The organism is Shewanella sp. DW31, assembly GCF_015767295.1.
GTDB classification, from domain to species: domain Bacteria; phylum Pseudomonadota; class Gammaproteobacteria; order Enterobacterales; family Shewanellaceae; genus Shewanella; species Shewanella oncorhynchi.
On sequence record NZ_JADWMP020000015.1, the window covers coordinates 41,083 to 57,826 of the forward strand.

Annotated in this window: 11 protein-coding genes; 4 read left to right on the top strand and 7 right to left on the bottom strand. The window is 46.2% G+C overall.

The genetic code is table 11. From position 1 onward, the window contains the following. The first annotated feature begins 128 nt into the window (after window positions 1-128). Entirely contained in the window at window positions 129-2,147 is a 2,019-nt protein-coding gene (locus GWI56_RS13480; RefSeq protein WP_198573170.1) for an NADPH-dependent 2,4-dienoyl-CoA reductase, read from the top strand. 306 nt (window positions 2,148-2,453) lie between these two features. Here the strand turns inward: GWI56_RS13480 and yfaE are convergent, their stop codons facing one another. From yfaE to ubiG, 5 genes are all read right to left on the bottom strand, one after another. Then, a complete protein-coding gene (gene yfaE, locus GWI56_RS13485; protein ID WP_173497904.1) occupies window positions 2,454-2,879 on the bottom strand; it encodes a class I ribonucleotide reductase maintenance protein YfaE in 426 nt (141 codons plus the stop codon). Window positions 2,880-2,917: 38 nt separating this feature from the next. Beyond that, window positions 2,918-4,048, bottom strand: coding sequence for a class Ia ribonucleoside-diphosphate reductase subunit beta (gene nrdB, locus GWI56_RS13490; protein ID WP_028759863.1), 1,131 nt, complete (start codon window positions 4,046-4,048; stop codon window positions 2,918-2,920). Window positions 4,049-4,123: 75 nt separating this feature from the next. After that, window positions 4,124-6,412 carry a class 1a ribonucleoside-diphosphate reductase subunit alpha gene (gene nrdA, locus GWI56_RS13495; RefSeq protein WP_198573171.1) on the bottom strand — a complete coding sequence of 763 codons (2,289 nt, stop codon included), beginning with the start codon at window positions 6,410-6,412 and terminating at the stop codon, window positions 4,124-4,126. A 502-nt stretch (window positions 6,413-6,914) separates the two neighbouring features. Then, complete coding sequence (locus GWI56_RS13500) at window positions 6,915-7,586, bottom strand: HAD-IA family hydrolase (RefSeq protein ID WP_198573172.1); 672 nt, start codon at window positions 7,584-7,586, stop codon at window positions 6,915-6,917. Window position 7,587: 1 nt separating this feature from the next. Further along, entirely contained in the window at window positions 7,588-8,298 is a 711-nt protein-coding gene (ubiG, locus tag GWI56_RS13505; RefSeq protein ID WP_028759866.1) for a bifunctional 2-polyprenyl-6-hydroxyphenol methylase/3-demethylubiquinol 3-O-methyltransferase UbiG, read from the bottom strand. 385 nt (window positions 8,299-8,683) lie between these two features. On the opposite strand from ubiG, the gene gyrA reads away from it, so the two are divergent. From gyrA to GWI56_RS13520, 3 genes are all read left to right on the top strand, one after another. Then, window positions 8,684-11,434 carry a DNA gyrase subunit A gene (gyrA, locus tag GWI56_RS13510; protein ID WP_028759867.1) on the top strand — a complete coding sequence of 917 codons (2,751 nt, stop codon included), beginning with the start codon at window positions 8,684-8,686 and terminating at the stop codon, window positions 11,432-11,434. 136 nt (window positions 11,435-11,570) lie between these two features. Beyond that, entirely contained in the window at window positions 11,571-12,662 is a 1,092-nt protein-coding gene (serC, locus tag GWI56_RS13515) for a 3-phosphoserine/phosphohydroxythreonine transaminase (protein ID WP_198573173.1), read from the top strand. 371 nt (window positions 12,663-13,033) lie between these two features. Next, entirely contained in the window at window positions 13,034-13,954 is a 921-nt protein-coding gene (locus GWI56_RS13520; protein WP_198573174.1) for a LysR family transcriptional regulator, read from the top strand. On the opposite strand, the gene GWI56_RS13525 is transcribed toward GWI56_RS13520, so the two are convergent. After that, window positions 13,951-14,847, bottom strand: coding sequence for a YjjW family glycine radical enzyme activase (locus GWI56_RS13525; RefSeq protein ID WP_198573175.1), 897 nt, complete (start codon window positions 14,845-14,847; stop codon window positions 13,951-13,953). The two genes, GWI56_RS13520 and GWI56_RS13525, sit on opposite strands and share 4 nt — an antisense overlap. Next, a complete protein-coding gene (locus tag GWI56_RS13530) occupies window positions 14,819-16,378 on the bottom strand; it encodes a YjjI family glycine radical enzyme (RefSeq protein ID WP_198573176.1) in 1,560 nt (519 codons plus the stop codon). Before GWI56_RS13530 ends, GWI56_RS13525 begins: the two co-directional genes overlap by 29 nt. Between the last annotated feature and the right edge of the window lie 366 nt (window positions 16,379-16,744).

Here is a 16,744-nt window from a genome sequence, read left to right on the forward strand (position 1 = left end):
CTGAAAATGGCGCTACAGGCTAAACACAATTGTAAAGGATTTTGACTGATGGCCCCGATCCAACGGTTGAGCTTAGATTTGACACAAGGTATGCTGATTTAAATCACTTGTTTTAAAAGGATGTTTGAATGTCGTTTCCCCATTTATTAGAACCCTTAGATCTGGGATTTACCCAGCTCAAAAACCGTGTGCTTATGGGCTCAATGCATACAGGTTTGGAAGAAGAAAAGGGCGGATTTGAGAAACTGGCAGCGTTTTATAAAGAACGCGCTCTGGGCGGTGTAGGTTTGATTGTGACGGGTGGTATTTCCCCCAATCTTCGTGGTCGCCTTACGCCCCATGCCTGTCAGCTGAGTTTTCCTTGGCAAGTGGGTAAGCATCGCGTAGTAACGCAGGCGGTGCATGAGGCTGGCGGTAAGATCTGTATGCAAATTTTGCATGCGGGACGTTATGGCTATCATCCTTTTTCCCAAGCACCAAGTAAGATTAAGTCACCCATTACACCCTTTACACCGTCTGCTATGTCTAGTCGTCAAGTGCGCTCGACCATTAAGGATTACGCCAGTTCGGCCGCCCTTGCCAAGAAAGCGGGTTACGATGGTGTAGAGGTGATGGGCTCTGAAGGATATTTGATTAATCAGTTTGTCAGTGCGCGCACCAACACTCGCACCGATGAATGGGGTGGTGCGTTTGAAAAACGGGCGCAATTCCCGATTGAGATTGTTAACGCGATACGGGCAAAAGTCGGTAAAGACTTCATCATTATCTTCCGTTTATCTATGCTCGATCTGGTGGATAACGGTTCGACTTGGGATGAAGTGGTGCAACTGGCGCAGTGGTTAGAGCAAGCTGGCGTGTCCATTCTAAATACGGGCATTGGTTGGCATGAAGCGCGAGTACCGACCATTGCGACAAGCGTGCCCCGTGGCGCCTTTGCGTGGGTGACAGAAAAGCTCAAACAATCTGTTGCCGTTCCCTTAATTGCGACTAACCGCATTAACACCCCTGAGATTGGTGAGCAGATTATCGCCTCTGGTCAAGCTGACATGGTGTCGATGGCGCGGCCTTTCCTTGCTGATCCTGAGTTTGTGAATAAGGCTGCGGCGAACACGCCGGAGCTTATCAACACCTGCATTGGCTGTAACCAAGCTTGTCTTGATCATACTTTTTCCCTCAAGCGCGCAACTTGCTTAGTGAATCCTCGCGCCTGTTATGAGACTGAAATCAACTTCTTACCCACAGCCAATAAAAAGCGTATTGCGGTGATGGGGGCAGGCCCTGCGGGCATGGCGTTTTCTGTTTATGCCGCTATGCGAGGCCATCACGTTGTCTTGTTTGAAGCGAAATCTGAGGTGGGTGGTCAGTTTAATCTCGCCCGTAAAATCCCTGGGAAAGAAGAGTTTAACGAGACTATTCGTTATTTCATTAACCAAATTAAGCTGCATAAGGTGGAGCTGAGATTAAACACTCGCCTCGATGCCAGTGTGCTGGCGACGGAAAAGTTTGATGAAGTGGTAATCGCCTCAGGCGTTGTGCCGCGTGATTTAGTCTTACCCGGTTTTGACGACCCACGGGTGGTCGATTATCAAAAAGTGCTCTCGGGTGAAGTGACTGTCGGTAATACGGTGGCCTTGATTGGCGCTGGCGGTATAGGGTTCGATATGGCGCACTTTTTGTGTGAGCGCCAGTCGAGCACCTTGAATCCCGATAAATGGCTGCAACAGTGGGGCATAGATAAAACTTACCTGCATGCAGGCGGCCTAACTGAACCTCATTCCGACAATACAGATCATCGTAAGGTGTTTTTACTGCAACGTAAAACGTCGAAGATGGGCAAGGGCTTAGGTAAAACTACCGGCTGGATCCACCGTCTTGTGCTTAAGCAACATGATGTGAAGATGAAAACGGGCGTGAGTTACGATAAGTTTGATGATGCCGGACTGCATATTCGCGTGGGTGAAACCGCTGAAGTGCTGGCCGTTGATAACGTCGTTTTGTGTGCTGGGCAAGAATCGAATCGCACGTTAGTGGATGAGATGAAAGCGACGGGCCTGCCTGTGCATCTGATTGGTGGCGTAGATGTCGCGGCAGAGCTTGATGCTAAGCGTGCAATCCGCCAAGGCGCTGAACTGGCAATGCGTTTATAGAAAGTCGATAAGCCTTACGTTTTAAGCGTTAAGTATTCAATGTTAGATCCTGAAAGCCTGAACCTGTGTTCAGGCTTTTTTGTTTTAGTTTGTTTGTGTGAATGCATTGAAAATAGAGAGAAGGGAGAATAGTGGGTTTTAAAACGTTTGGTATCTAATGGCGCGGATTGAATAAGGCTGTATTGAAAGGGGCTGTTTGTCTTAAAGCTACTCTTTGTTTAAAAGCTCATTTTTGTTTTAAAGCGATTTTGGGTTTTAACGCCACATCTTGTTTAAAGCAGCTTATTGAACAATCGAGTCTTGCCGTTATGAGTCTTCAAACACTGCCTGTTTCTGCGTGCGTGTGTCACTTGCTACATTTTGTGTTTGCTTTGACTTTGCTAAACTGGCTTTATTCTGATTCGATTGACACGAATAGGTGACCACAGCTGCACCTTCAGGTGATAGATCCAGCTCTAAATCTTCGGTTGGTACACAGCAGCAGGGCAAACATTCATCATGTTTGAGTTCGGCTAAGGGTTCGTTTAAGTAGCTGACTTTTCCGCTGATGACGCGTGTTTTGCAGGCACCGCAGAAACCGTTGCGACATTCTGAGAAGATTTTGACTTTTTTGGCTTCGAGCGCTTGCAGCAAAGTGCCTTGTTGCTCGGTAAAGAGCAACACAGGTTGACCTTGAAGGCGCACGATTGGCGCCTTCGCAAACAGATTTTGTGGCCGTTTTTTTGATGTCACTGTTTTAATGCCATTTTGTAACGTCACTTTTAAGTGTCTTATAGATCGAAGTCGAGGAACTCATCACCATCAACCGCGGAGTCGATTTGGCCGACAAGGTATGAAGAGACTTCAACTTCCTGTGGTGCAACTTGCACTGCATCGCTTTCTAACCAGTTTTTCATCCAAGGTAATGGATTGGTAATTTCTGGGTATGGTTGCGGTAGATTCACCGACTTCATGCGTTGATTAGTAATAAACTCAACGTATTGGCACAGGATCTGTTCATTCAAACCTATCATAGAGCCGTCTTTGAACAGGTATTTGGCCCATTCTTTTTCTTGCTCTGCGGCTTTGAAGAATAAATCGAAAGCTTCCTGTTGGCATTCTGCAGCAATTTCACCCATTTCTGGATCGTCTTTACCGCCTTGCATGATGCTTAAAATATGCTGAGTGCTGTTTAAGTGTAAGGCTTCATCACGGGCGATTAAGCGAATGATTTTCGCGTTACCTTCCATGAGCTTACGTTCAGCAAAGGCAAATGAGCAGGCAAAGCTAACATAGAAACGAATCGCTTCTAGGGCGTTGACTGACATCATGCACAGGTACAAGGCTTTTTTCAGGGTGCGGGTATTGACTATGACTTCTTTGCCATCGATAACATGGGTTCCTGCACCGAGTAAATGGAATATCTGAGTCAGTTGGATCAAGTGATCGTAATAAGCGGCGATATCGGTCGCACGGCTTAAGATTTCTTTGTTCACAACAATATCGTCGAAGATCACTGAAGGATCGTTAACGATATTGCGAATGATGTGGGTGTATGAGCGCGAGTGAATCGTCTCAGAGAAAGACCAAGTCTCAATCCAGGTTTCTAATTCAGGCAGTGACACCAGCGGCAAAAAGGCCACATTGGGTGAGCGGCCTTGAATCGAGTCGAGTAGGGTTTGGTATTTCAGGTTCGAAATAAAGATATGTTTTTCATGATCAGGCAATGCACCGTAGTCAATCTTATCGCGACTGACGTCTACTTCTTCCGGGCGCCAAAAGAAAGATAACTGCTTTTCTATCAGTTTTTCGAACACTTCATATTTTTGTTGATCGTAACGAGCCACGTTGACCGATTGACCTAAAAACATAGGTTCACGGGTGGCATCGTTGGGTGTTTGACAGAAGGTAGAGTAGGCCATGGTGCTATTTTTCCAATGGATAGGGATCCACTAAGATAGGGATCCCTATAAAACCGTTAACGTTAAAGTTAAAGACTAGATTTTACATGCGCCGCCGGCGCAACCGTCATCTTCTTTCTCTAAATTGGTGATGTCATCGTGTGAATCCGACGCACCATCGCGAGTGTTATGGTAGTAAAGCGTTTTAACACCTAACTTGTAAGCATTGAGCAAATCTTTCAGCAGGGTTTGCATGGGTACTTTACGGCCTTCAAAACGTGAAGGATCGTAGTTAGTGTTAGCTGAAATCGCTTGGTCAACGAATTTCTGCATAATACCCACTAACTGTAAGTAACCGTCGTTGCTTGGCATTTTCCACAGCAATTCATAGCTATCTTTCAGTGTATCGAAATCTGGTACCACTTGTTTTAGCTGACCGTCTTTGCTCGATTTCACGCTGATAAGGCCACGTGGTGGCTCAATACCATTGGTCGCATTGGAGATTTGCGACGAGGTTTCTGATGGCATTAATGCCGACAGCGTTGAGTTACGCAGGCCATATTGCTTGATATCGCTACGCAGTGATTCCCAGTCTAAGTGCAATGGTTCGGCACAAATTTTATCCAAGTCACGTTTGTAGGTATCGATTGGCAAAATACCTTGAGAGTAAGTGGTCTCGTGGAATAACGGACACGCACCTTGCTCTTTGGCTAAGTTCATTGAGGCTTTCAGTAAATAGTACTGAATCGCTTCGAAGGTTCTGTGGGTTAAAGCGTTCGCGCTACCATCGGAATACTTCATGCCGTTTTTCGCTAAATAGTTAGCGAAGTTGATCACGCCTATGCCTAAAGTACGGCGATTCATCGAGGCAATTTGAGCAGCCTTGATAGGGTAATCTTGATAATCCAATAGATTATCCAGTGCGCGTACGGCGAGGTCGGCTAATGGCTCAATATCAGATAATTCTTTGATAGAACCTAAGTTAAGTGCTGACAGCGTACAAAGCGCGATTTCACCTTCTGGATCATCGATGTTGTTCAATGGTTTAGTCGGCAGGGCGATTTCAAGACACAGGTTAGACTGTCTGATCGGCGCAACTTTTGAATCGAACGGGCTGTGAGTGTTGCAGTGATCCACGTTCTGAATGTAGATACGGCCCGTTGAGGCACGCTCTTGCATCATCAGTGAAAACAGCTCAACTGCTTTTATGGTTTTCTTACGAATGCTGCTGTCTTGCTCATATTGCACATATAAACGTTCGAATTCGTTTTGATCTTCAAAGAAAGCATCGTACAAGCCAGGTACGTCAGATGGGCTAAATAAACTGATGTTTTCGCCTTTGATCAGACGTTGATACATGATTTTGTTTAACTGCACACCGTAGTCTAAATGACGGATACGGTTGTCTTCGACGCCGCGGTTATTTTTCAATACCAGCAGAGATTCGACTTCTAAGTGCCAAATAGGGTAGAACAGGGTCGCAGCACCGCCACGCACGCCGCCTTGAGAACACGACTTCACTGCGGTTTGGAAATACTTATAGAAAGGTAAACAACCTGTGTGGAAGGCTTCACCACCACGGATTGGGCTACCTAAGGCGCGAATACGACCAGCGTTAATACCGATACCCGCACGTTGGCTGACATATTTCACGATAGACGAAGCGGTCGCGTTGATAGAATCTAAGCTGTCACCACATTCGATCAGTACGCAAGAGCTAAACTGACGCGTTGGGGTGCGCACACCGGCCATAATTGGCGTTGGCAGCGACAGTTTAAAAGTTGATACCGCGTCATAGAAATCTTTAACGTATTTCAGGCGCGTCTCTTTTGGATAACGGGCAAACAAGCAAGCCGCGACCAAAATGTAAAGGAACTGCGCGCTCTCATAGATTTCGTGGGTCACACGGTTTTGAACTAAATATTTGCCTTCAAGCTGTTTTACCGCTGCGTAAGAGAAGTCCATATCGCGCCAATGGTCGATATAGGTATCCATCACATCCAGCTCTTCGCGAGTGTAATCTCTTAAAATGTGTTGATCGTATTTACCTAGCTCAACCAACTTAGTCACGTGAGCATACAATGCGGGCGGCTCAAACTGACCGAAGGCCTTCTTACGCAAATGAAACACCGCTAAACGGGCAGCGAGGAACTGATAGTCCGGTGATTCTGGAGAAATTAAATCCGCCGCAGCCTTGATAATGGTTTCATGGATAGCTTCGGTTGGGATGCCATCGAAAAACTGTAGGTGCGAGCGAAGTTCAACTTCCGAAACAGAAACGTTTTTTAATCCCTTGGCTGCCCAAGTAATTACGCGGTGTATTTTTTCGAGATCGATATTCTCACGATCGCCACAGCGTTTTGTGACTGTCATAGTGCTATTCATTTGGAGATAGGCCTTGGTTCTTATATGTATTTAGGTGAGCAAAATCACCGTACGTATCCTTGTAAAACAATCAATAATCGTCCCTTAAATACAGCTGACTGGTTACAAACGAGTCAATTAAGCGGCGAGCTTCTAGTGTGTCTGATTGTTACCTATACACAAGATATGGTGTTTTAAATTATATGGGATACAAGATAGTGAGGTTTGCCCCTATTTGCAAGTCTGAATTCAGGGGACATCTTGTGGATAACGTGAGGATAAAATTTTGCGTTAGTAACGACTAACCTTGAAGCTCAATTTCAGGTTAGCGTGTCACACTCATGGGGGATTTTTAGGCGATCTTTTCTTTAGATCGCGATCGCTCACGAGTGCCGATCTTTTATCCGCCTGACTTTTTCCGTGGGTCATAAATAGTATGCTGACACACTGATGTTCGTCAGTGAAGTTACGTATTGGATGCCTTATTCGTGAGCATTGTAGGCGCTGTTTTTGGTTGATGTTGTTAAGCCAATGCTTCGATTAGTGCTTGATGTAGCTCAGTTGGGCTCGCAAAATGCGCGTGCGCTGGCCATTGCAACGGCTTGTCGTTCACGCCCAGATAACCCCATAGGGCCACGCCGCCTAACATGCCAGCAGCCTTGGCCGCGAGCAAATCTCGCTCGGCATCCCCAAGATACAAAATGTGCTCTGGAGCACAGTTCAGCTGTTGTGCGCCTAACAGCATAGGTGCTGTGTGGGGTTTAGCGTGTTTGGTTGAATCGCCACTGATGATAACGGGCATACGTAAGTGTAAATTCAGTTTTCGCAATAAGGGACGGGTAAAGCGGGCAGGCTTGTTGGTGATCACCCCAAACGGCAGTTGCGTTAACTCGAGCCAGTCGAGTAATGCAGCAATGCCTGTGAATAGCGCACAGTGATCGCCATTAATGCGCTGATAGTGGGCGAGCAGCCCTTGCTGAACTTGAGTACGAAGATCATCCGCTGCATTGGGTATTGCCGCATCGACTAAAGCAAAACTGCCGTGGGATGCGGCGTAGCGCATGGCCGCTAACGGCTGCGCGGCGATGCCGACGTCCTGAAGACTTAAATTGAGGGCTTGCACCAGATCCGGCGCGGTATCGGCTAAGGTGCCGTCGAGATCGAACAGTACGCCTTGGATCTGTGCCAGACTCATATTAATCAACCTTACGCGTCGCTATCATGTAATTCACATCAACCTTTGGCGTGTACTTAAAAATGCCCGTCAATGGGTTGTAGCTTACCCCTAAGGCATCGGTACAGATAAGATCGGTATTATCTACTAGCTCAATCAGCTCCGAAGGCTTAATGAATTTTTTATGCTCGTGGGTGCCAACTGGCAGCATTTTTAGCAAATATTCCGCACCTAAAATGGTGTGCACGTAGGATTTAATGTTGCGGTTGATGGTGGAGAAAAACACATGACCACCGGGTTTAACCATGTCACAGCAAGCCTTGATCACAGATTGTGGATCGGGTACATGTTCGAGCATTTCCATGCAGGTCACCACATCGTAATAGGCTTGATGATCTTGGCTGTGGGCCTCGGCAGTATTTTTTACATAATTAATGCTCACGCCCGTTTCGAGGGCATGCAGGCGCGCGACTTCTAAGGGCTCATCACCCATGTCGAGACCATCAACCTCGGCACCGATACGGGCCATGCTTTCAGATAAAATCCCGCCGCCGCAACCAACGTCGAGCACTTTCTTGCCGAAAATACCACCTGCGGTTTGATCGATATAGTTTAAGCGCAGCGGGTTCAATAGATGCAGCGGCTTAAATTCGCCGTTGAGATCCCACCAAGTTTCGGCCATACGTTCAAACTTTGCGATTTCCTGTGGGTCTACATTGGTATTCTGATGCATGCTATTACCTGAAGAAGCTGTATTGTGCGGCTATTATAACGACTATGTTTGATAAACAAAGTGCTCGACTGAGCTAAGCCCTTGTGGTTGAGTGAATTTTCAGCAGTTATCTGCTTTTATGTTAATTGTTGTGCTCCGTATCGACCTTTTACTTTATCCCTTTGGCGATTTTTCCTCATCGTAAGCCGTGAATTTCAACGCTTGTTTATCGCACAAACGACCAAATTGACAGTGTTTTCATCTATTAAGCCACCAGACTCTCAATTCGATAATGATAGGTCTGGCGACATTAAATAACTGTGTTAGAATGCCAAATCACGTTTTTGGGCTAGGCAATGATACGGATTATACGTTGTCGGCTATTTTTCAGGGGAACGAGCAGTTTATGACTGATCTGGCATCATCTATTTCGCCAATTAATATCGAAGACGAACTAAAGAATTCGTACCTTGATTACGCCATGAGCGTTATCGTGGGACGTGCATTACCAGACGTGCGCGACGGTTTAAAGCCGGTTCATCGCCGCGTTCTGTTTGCCATGAGTGAATTGAAGAACGATTGGAACAAGCCTTACAAAAAATCAGCCCGTGTGGTCGGTGACGTCATCGGTAAATATCACCCCCATGGTGATTCTGCTGTTTATGACACTATCGTCCGTATGGCCCAGCCATTCTCACTGCGTTACACCTTAGTAGACGGCCAAGGTAACTTCGGTTCGGTCGACGGTGACTCAGCGGCGGCAATGCGTTATACCGAAATCCGTATGGATAAGTTGGCGCACCAATTACTGGCTGATCTTGAAAAAGAGACAGTGGATTTCGTCCCTAACTACGACGGCACAGAACAGATCCCAGCTGTATTACCTACACGCGTACCTAACCTGTTAATTAACGGTTCATCGGGTATTGCCGTGGGTATGGCAACCAACATCCCACCCCACAACTTAACAGAAGTGGTGAAGGGCTGTTTGGCATTGATTGAAGAACCTTCACTGTCGATTGAACAGTTGATGGAATACATTCCAGGTCCGGATTTCCCCACAGCAGCGATTATCAACGGCCGTAAAGGCATTATTGATGCCTATAAAACTGGCCGTGGCCGCGCGATCATGCGTGCTCTGGCAGATGTGGAAACCGAAGATAATGGCCGTGAGCGCATTATCGTCACTGAAATCCCGTATCAAGTGAATAAAGCCCGTTTAATCGAGAAGATTGCCGAGCTGGTTAAAGATAAAAAGCTTGAAGGGATCAGCGGTCTACGCGACGAGTCTGATAAAGACGGTATGCGTATCGTTATCGAAATTAAGCGCGGTGAAGTGGGCGAGGTTGTACTCAATAACCTTTATGCTCAAACGCAAATGCAGTGTTCTTTCGGAATTAACATGGTGGCCCTGACCAATGGTCAGCCTAAACTGTTTAACCTTAAAGAAATGCTCGAATGCTTTATTTTGCATCGCCGTGAAGTAGTGACGCGTCGTACCGTATTCGAACTGCGTAAAGCCCGTGAGCGTGCCCATATTTTGGAAGCGCTGGCGGTTGCACTGGCTAACATTGATCCGATTATTGCACTGATCAAAGCCTCACCCACGCCTGCGGATGCCAAAGTGAAATTGGTTGAGCAAGGTTGGGAATTAGGCCACGTTCAAGGCATGCTGGAAAAAGCGGGCGATGACGCCGCGCGTCCAGAGTGGTTAGAGCCACAATACGGTATTCGTGACGGTCAATACTTCCTGACTGAGCAACAAGCTCAGGCCATTCTGGAACTGCGTTTACACCGTTTGACCGGTCTTGAGCACGATAAGATCATCGCCGAATACGAAGAACTGCTCGAATTTATCGCTGGTCTGCTGTTTATTTTGCGCAGTCCTGAGCGTTTGATGGAAGTAATCAAGGAAGAATTAGTTCAAATCCTTGAAGAATATGGTGATGCGCGCCGTACAGTGATCAATGCCAACGAAGTCGATATGAGTCTTGAAGACTTGATCAACGAAGAAGACGTTGTGGTAACACTGTCGCACTTAGGTTATGCCAAGTATCAACCATTGACCGATTACCAAGCCCAGCGCCGTGGTGGTAAAGGTAAAGCCGCGACGAAAGTGAAAGACGAAGATTTCGTCGAGAAGCTGTTAGTTGCCAATACCCATGATACCATTTTGTGCTTCTCTGATTTTGGTAAGATGTACTGGCTCAAAGTTTATCAACTGCCATTAGCGAGCCGTACGGCCCGTGGTCGTCCAATTGTTAACTTGCTGCCGTTATCTGATGGCGAGCGCATTACTGCGATTCTGCCAGTACGTGAATACGCGGCGGACAAGTACATCATCATGGCGACCTCTCACGGTACTGTGAAGAAAACCGCACTAACTGCTTATAGCAACCCACGTGCAAACGGCATTATCGCCGTTAACCTCAAAGACGGTGACCAACTGATCGGTGTCGATATCACTAACGGTGATGACGAAATCATGTTGTTCTCGAACGAAGGTAAAGTGGTTCGCTTTGGTGAGAAAGTACGTGATTCTGAAACAGGCGAAGTGAAAACCGATCCTGAAACCGGCGAAGAAGTCTTGTCCTTACGTCCTATGGGCCGTACTGCAACAGGCGTTCGTGGTATTCGTTTAGAAGAAGGTCAGAAAGTCGTGTCGCTTATCGTACCCAAAGGCGATGGCGCGATTCTGACTGTGACTGAAAACGGTTACGGTAAACGGACGCAACTGTCTGAATACCCAGCGAAGAGCCGTGCGACTAAAGGTGTGGTTTCTATCAAGGTGAGCGAACGTAACGGCGCAGTTGTTGGGGCTGTTCAAGTCGGTCTTAACGACGAACTGATGCTCATCAGTGATAAAGGTACCTTAGTGCGTACACCTGCGAGCGGCGTGTCTATCATTGGCCGTAACACTCAAGGTGTAACGATTATCCGCACTGCGGGCGACGAGAAAGTGGTCGGCCTACAACGTATCGACGAAATCCAAACTGAAGAAGATGAAGTCGAGCTGGATGAAAACGGTTTACCGATTGTTCCTGTCATTATCGAAGGCGAATTAGCCGACGAGGCGCTTGAAGAAGCGCTGGATGACGAAGAAGAGTTGGACGAAGATGAAGACGAGCTTGCTGATGATGAGCAAGACGAAGAGTAATTAAGTGTCATATTAACGAGCGTCCAATTGGACGCTCGTTTTTTTAATGGCATTGATTGTTGGTAGCATTGTTCATTTTAGAATGGTTTCGTATTTATCAATACCTACATCATGGTTGGGATTAAGGAGAGTGTCAGTGAGCGCGATTTATAATTTCTGTGCTGGACCTGCAATGTTACCCGCAGCGGTAATGAAAAAAGCACAACAGGAATTACTTGATTGGAATGGCCAAGGCGTTTCCGTGATGGAAATCAGCCACCGAAGTAAAGAGTTCATAGCGCTTACACAACAAGCCGAGTCCGATTTACGTGAACTGATGCAGATCCCCACAAATTACCATGTGCTATTTATGCACGGCGGTGGTCGTGGACAGTTCTCCGCTGTTGTGAATAATTTTTTAGGTAATCATGGCCGAGCCCTGTATTTAGTCAGTGGTCAATGGTCATCTGCCGCGTTAGCCGAAGCACAAAAGCTCGTGGGTGAAGCACAGATTGATAGTCTGAATATTGTTGAAAAATACAATGGACTCAATGCGGTTGTCTTACCTGACTTACATAAAATTGATGCCGATTATCGCTATGTTCACTACTGTCCAAATGAGACAGTAGATGGTATCGAAATTTTTGACGAATTAGACTCACCTTGGCCAATTGTTGCCGATTTATCGTCAACCATTATGTCACGTGAAATCGACGTCAGCCGCTACGGTTTGATTTACGCTGGCGCACAAAAGAACATAGGTCCATCGGGTCTGTCGATAGTGATAGTGCGTGATGACATGCTCAAACTGCCGAGTTTAGTGCAGTCGTCCATCATGGACTATCGTTTAGCCGTTGAGCATGATTCTATGTTCAACACACCGCCAACCTTTGCTTGGTATCTCGCCGCTGAAGTCTTTGCTTGGCTTAAGTCCATTGGCGGCATTGCGAGTATTGCAAAAATTAATCAACAAAAAGCGCAGATGTTATATCAATGCATTGATGGTAATGCTTTCTACCGTAATGGGGTTGTTGCAGCGAACCGCTCACAAATGAACGTGACTTTCCAATTAGTCAACGAAGCGCTCGATAGTGAGTTCCTAAAGCAAGCCCAAATAGCTGGACTCGTTGCCTTAAAGGGCCATCGTATCGTAGGTGGTATGCGTGCTAGCCTCTATAATGCAATGCCACTCGATGGCGTAGTTGCCTTGGTCAAGTTTATGAATGAGTTTGCAAACAAACATAGCTAGGCTTAGCTGTATTGAGTTACTCATTAGCTTGCGACGCTTAGCGTCTAGAGTTTGCTGCTTGAATATCAACGTTATGCTTATTGAATGTTGATCATCAGTTAGCCATTCCAAGTTAGCTATCCAAAGTTAGCCATCCCAAAAGCGAATGCTCAAATGCATTCGCTTTTTTGTTAACTTTAATTTATCGACAATGGCGTTAAGCAAGATGACGTTGAGACCATATGCCTTCAAGAACACTCGTTTTGAGAAAGCCTGTGAGCTGACGCTCATTACTGAGTAAGATGCTGGGTTAGTTGTATGTTATTGTTTATCATAATTAAAAGAACGTATCTTTAGATGTGTGTACACGATAAATCAATAGGATGTCACCGATGGATTTGGCCAAGCTTTCGCGGATTAGTATGAAGCATTTGATCACTTTGCATGTGATGCTCGATACCCTGAGTGTAACCGCCAGCGCCGAACGTTTATGTTTAAGCCCCTCATCCGTCAGTAAAACCTTAAGCCAGCTCAGGGACAGTTTAAACGATGAACTGTTCTATCGTAACGGCAACTCACTGGTAGCAACCCCATTGGCAAGACGATTAGGGCCAAGCGTGCAGCAGATGATCAATGATATGAATCAGATCATGAGTCAGGATGCGTTTAACCCTGCACATTTTGAGGGGCGTTTTTCGCTTGCGATGCGCGAAAGCACCTTTGAACTGCTGGCCGCCAAGCTCAGTGCCCATATTCTGAGCTTGGCTCCTAATATCCACCTCGATATTTACAGTAAAGACAATATTGGTTTTGATGGATTGCTTAAAGGTACATTAGACTTTGTGCTGTTACCCCATGATCTGAGTCAACCTAATCCTCTTCAAGACGATCTGGTGTGGGAAACCTTGTTTAGCGATGAAATGATCTGCCTGATGAATTCATCCCATCCCTTGGCTAAACAGCCGCATATCAGCTTCGATGATTACCTGAGTTTTAGCCATATTGGCATTACCGATACGGATCTCAGTACGCCTTTTTTTGATATTTTGCTCGCCCAGCAATCTAAAAAACGTGCCGTTCCCATTTCGGTCCCAGACTTTGGCAGTGCGGCGTTAATGTGCCACCACAGTGAGTTGCTCTTTACCTGCTCGCGCCGCTGGGCATCCATCGCTAGCCAAGCTCAAGGCTTAACGATTAAATCTTTACCCATAGAATATGGCAAAGTGGCTTACAGCCTAGTTTGGCATAGTCAAAGCATGAAAGATCCCGCACTACGCTGGCTTTATGAGCAAATTTTGCTTTGCAGTCGTTAAAGGTATATGGAAGGTAACACGAGATTGGTTACGCCTCGCTTTGCAAGCGTTGCGGCTAAGCGTTCAATATCGGCTTGTTTACAGCTTGGCCAATTGAGTGCTTCATCGACAACACCATGATGGTGAAAGGCATTTAACTTAACTCGTGTATCTGGGCCTAGCAGAAGTAAATAGGTCGCTAGCGCGTCTATTTCTTCCTCATAATCCGTGATGCTCGGAATGTGCAGCAATCTCACCTCATACAGTTTTTGCTGTTTAGCCAATAACTGGATTGATTTGAACACGGCATGGTTATCACGACCGGTAATATACCTATGGGTATCTTGCTGCCACGCTTTAAGATCCACCATAGCGCCATCTAAAAACGGCAGCAGTTTATGCCATCCCGTTAGACTTAAACTGCCATTGGTGTCGAGCATGCAAGTCAGGTGTGATAACGGCTTTGAGGCCTTAATCGCTTGAAACAACGCAATAATAAACGGCAGTTGCAGACTCGCTTCGCCGCCGCTAACCGTAATACCATTAATAAAGTGACGCTGACTATGGAGAATCGTCAGTATCTCCTCGACTGTGTAACGACTGACCTTAGGGCTCGCTTGTTTCGGGCATACGGTAAGACAAGTATTGCATTGGCTACAACGCTCACTATCCCATTGAATGTGAGGCTTATTATTGAGACTCATCAATGTCAGCGCATTTTCAGGGCAGGTGGCGACACAATCGCCACAAGCATCACATAAGCCTATGGTATGTGGGTTATGGCAGTTTTTGCATTGATAGTTACAGCCCTGCAGGAATAATACGAGCCTGCTGCCAGGCCCGTCGACGCATGAAAAGGGCAATAGCTGACTGACAATAGCGTGTCTATTTAAAGACACAAGGGGAGTGTTCATGGGCGATAACTCGTGCTTGTCGTTGCAATATTCCCGTATTAACCGCAGCTTCTGCGGCTAAGCCTGTGGTATTGAGACGCGAGCCGCACTGTTTAAACGCTTCAATATCTGAGCGTTTTACCATATAGCCAGTCACGCGCATTAAATCGTTAGAGGCGACATTGGCGGTAAACTCCCTAAAACCTAACTCAAGCGCGGCTTTACACAGTTGGAACATGGCTTGAGGATTGGATTTCACGGTTTCATCTATGGTCAAAATATCGCTAATCCCCGCCGTATAATACTGATGATGTTGCGCTAGGGCTTGAATATGGGCGATGGGATTCGGTTCAGTGCCATAGGGGATGCGAACGCCAGGAGTCACATCGTTGTCGATACTAATACCGCCCTGTGAATGCAGTAGTGCCCGCCCATGGTAACCATGGGCGACGGGTGTGGATTTCACTATGGCATCGAGCGCAGCAGAAATACGGTAGCCAAGTTGATTTGCATCTGCCTGATGACCATAGCCAGTGTGTTGATCTCGTTGAGATAACTTCGTTGCATCAGTTGCAGTGAATGTCCGCAGAATATTCACGGCTTCTGCCATGCCGTAAATACCAAACATGGGTGCAAAGCGCGATTCATCGATCAATTGCTCTTTAACTAAAAAGCTGTCAAAGAAGTGTGATTCTTGATGCAAAAATGCCGAGCGCGCTTCAATGAGCTCAAAGGTGAGTGAGCAGTAGTTTGGCAATACAGTATCAAAAAAATCGTTTATAGAATTGGCCTTTAACGCAACTTCTTTAAGATTAAGTCGAACTAAGGTATTGGCGCCGCCCGCTAACGGCAACGCGTTGTAGCAACTGACAATACCAAAACCGCGCTCATCAAACGCACTGGCATGCAGAGGGTAATTCGCGATATGTGGCTTACTGCACTGACAAATATTGGTGGTCGCAATCAACAACAATTCATCTGGCGTGACGGCGGGGTCGTACATAAAAGTCAAATTGGGGGCAACTTGTTTTAACTCGGCATCAATGCGCAGTAGGGTGCGGCAAACGATGTTATCTGTAGGGCCAATATTCACATGCATAAAGGCATCGGGCAGGGTTCTGTCGAGCATGATCCAGAACAGTTTTAATTTACGATAAAGGACTTCCACATCCATTCCTTCAACGAAAGGCATCAAAATGTCATCCAGCTGACCTAAATACACGGGGATATTGGTCACCGATGGCACGTGATGATACAGAATCGTTAAGGCATTGATGGCTTCGTCCAAGTTTTTTGCCGCAGATAACTCTAAGTATTCAGAGCCTTGTTGAAGGTAGCGGGCATAATCTGGCAACACATAGCGTGGTTTAAACGGCGCATGGCCTTCAAACATGTCGCAAATAATACCGTCATTCATCGCCGCTTTTACCTCGGGCGATATCGACATATAGGGCAAACTGGCTTCCGCTTCTAATGCTAAATAGTTGGATTTTTGCTTGTGTGAAAGCTGCGGGTTGGTGACGATTTGCACTAATCTATCTGGTAATAACATGGCGGAATATCCACAAGTTCTATGATAACCACTAATCTACTCAGTGGCTTTGGCTTTAAAAAGTGAAAATTGCCGCAGCCCTGATTAATGAAATGGAAATCCGCCAACCGAGGTCACAATTTGTGGCTTATTGCGATAAAGCCGCGATGTCAAAATCACTAGAATGTGGTTTTACGATTAAAAATAAATGCTTGAACAATGAGACGTGGCCTTGCTTGTCATATTGTGGATATGAAACTGAGGTTAATGAACTGCCAAAACTGATCGGGTGGGATGATTGAAAAATTTAACACTTGAGGCGGTAAATGAACTCTGCTGTATCCCTTTATTGCGGGAATACAGCAGAGTGAGCGGTGCAGATAAACT

What these genes read in the sequence shown, in the direction of transcription:
- GWI56_RS13530 (WP_198573176.1), bottom strand. Translation starts at nt 16,378, where the DNA reads ATGTTATTACCAGATAGATTAGTGCAAATCGTCACCAACCCGCAGCTT.
- nrdB (WP_028759863.1), bottom strand. Translation starts at nt 4,048, where the DNA reads ATGGCCTACTCTACCTTCTGTCAAACACCCAACGATGCCACCCGTGAA.
- GWI56_RS13480 (WP_198573170.1), top strand. Translation starts at nt 129, where the DNA reads ATGTCGTTTCCCCATTTATTAGAACCCTTAGATCTGGGATTTACCCAG.
- gyrA (WP_028759867.1), top strand. Translation starts at nt 8,684, where the DNA reads ATGACTGATCTGGCATCATCTATTTCGCCAATTAATATCGAAGACGAA.
- ubiG (WP_028759866.1), bottom strand. Translation starts at nt 8,298, where the DNA reads ATGCATCAGAATACCAATGTAGACCCACAGGAAATCGCAAAGTTTGAA.
- GWI56_RS13500 (WP_198573172.1), bottom strand. Translation starts at nt 7,586, where the DNA reads ATGAGTCTGGCACAGATCCAAGGCGTACTGTTCGATCTCGACGGCACC.
- nrdA (WP_198573171.1), bottom strand. Translation starts at nt 6,412, where the DNA reads ATGAATAGCACTATGACAGTCACAAAACGCTGTGGCGATCGTGAGAAT.
- GWI56_RS13520 (WP_198573174.1), top strand. Translation starts at nt 13,034, where the DNA reads ATGGATTTGGCCAAGCTTTCGCGGATTAGTATGAAGCATTTGATCACT.
- GWI56_RS13525 (WP_198573175.1), bottom strand. Translation starts at nt 14,847, where the DNA reads ATGAACACTCCCCTTGTGTCTTTAAATAGACACGCTATTGTCAGTCAG.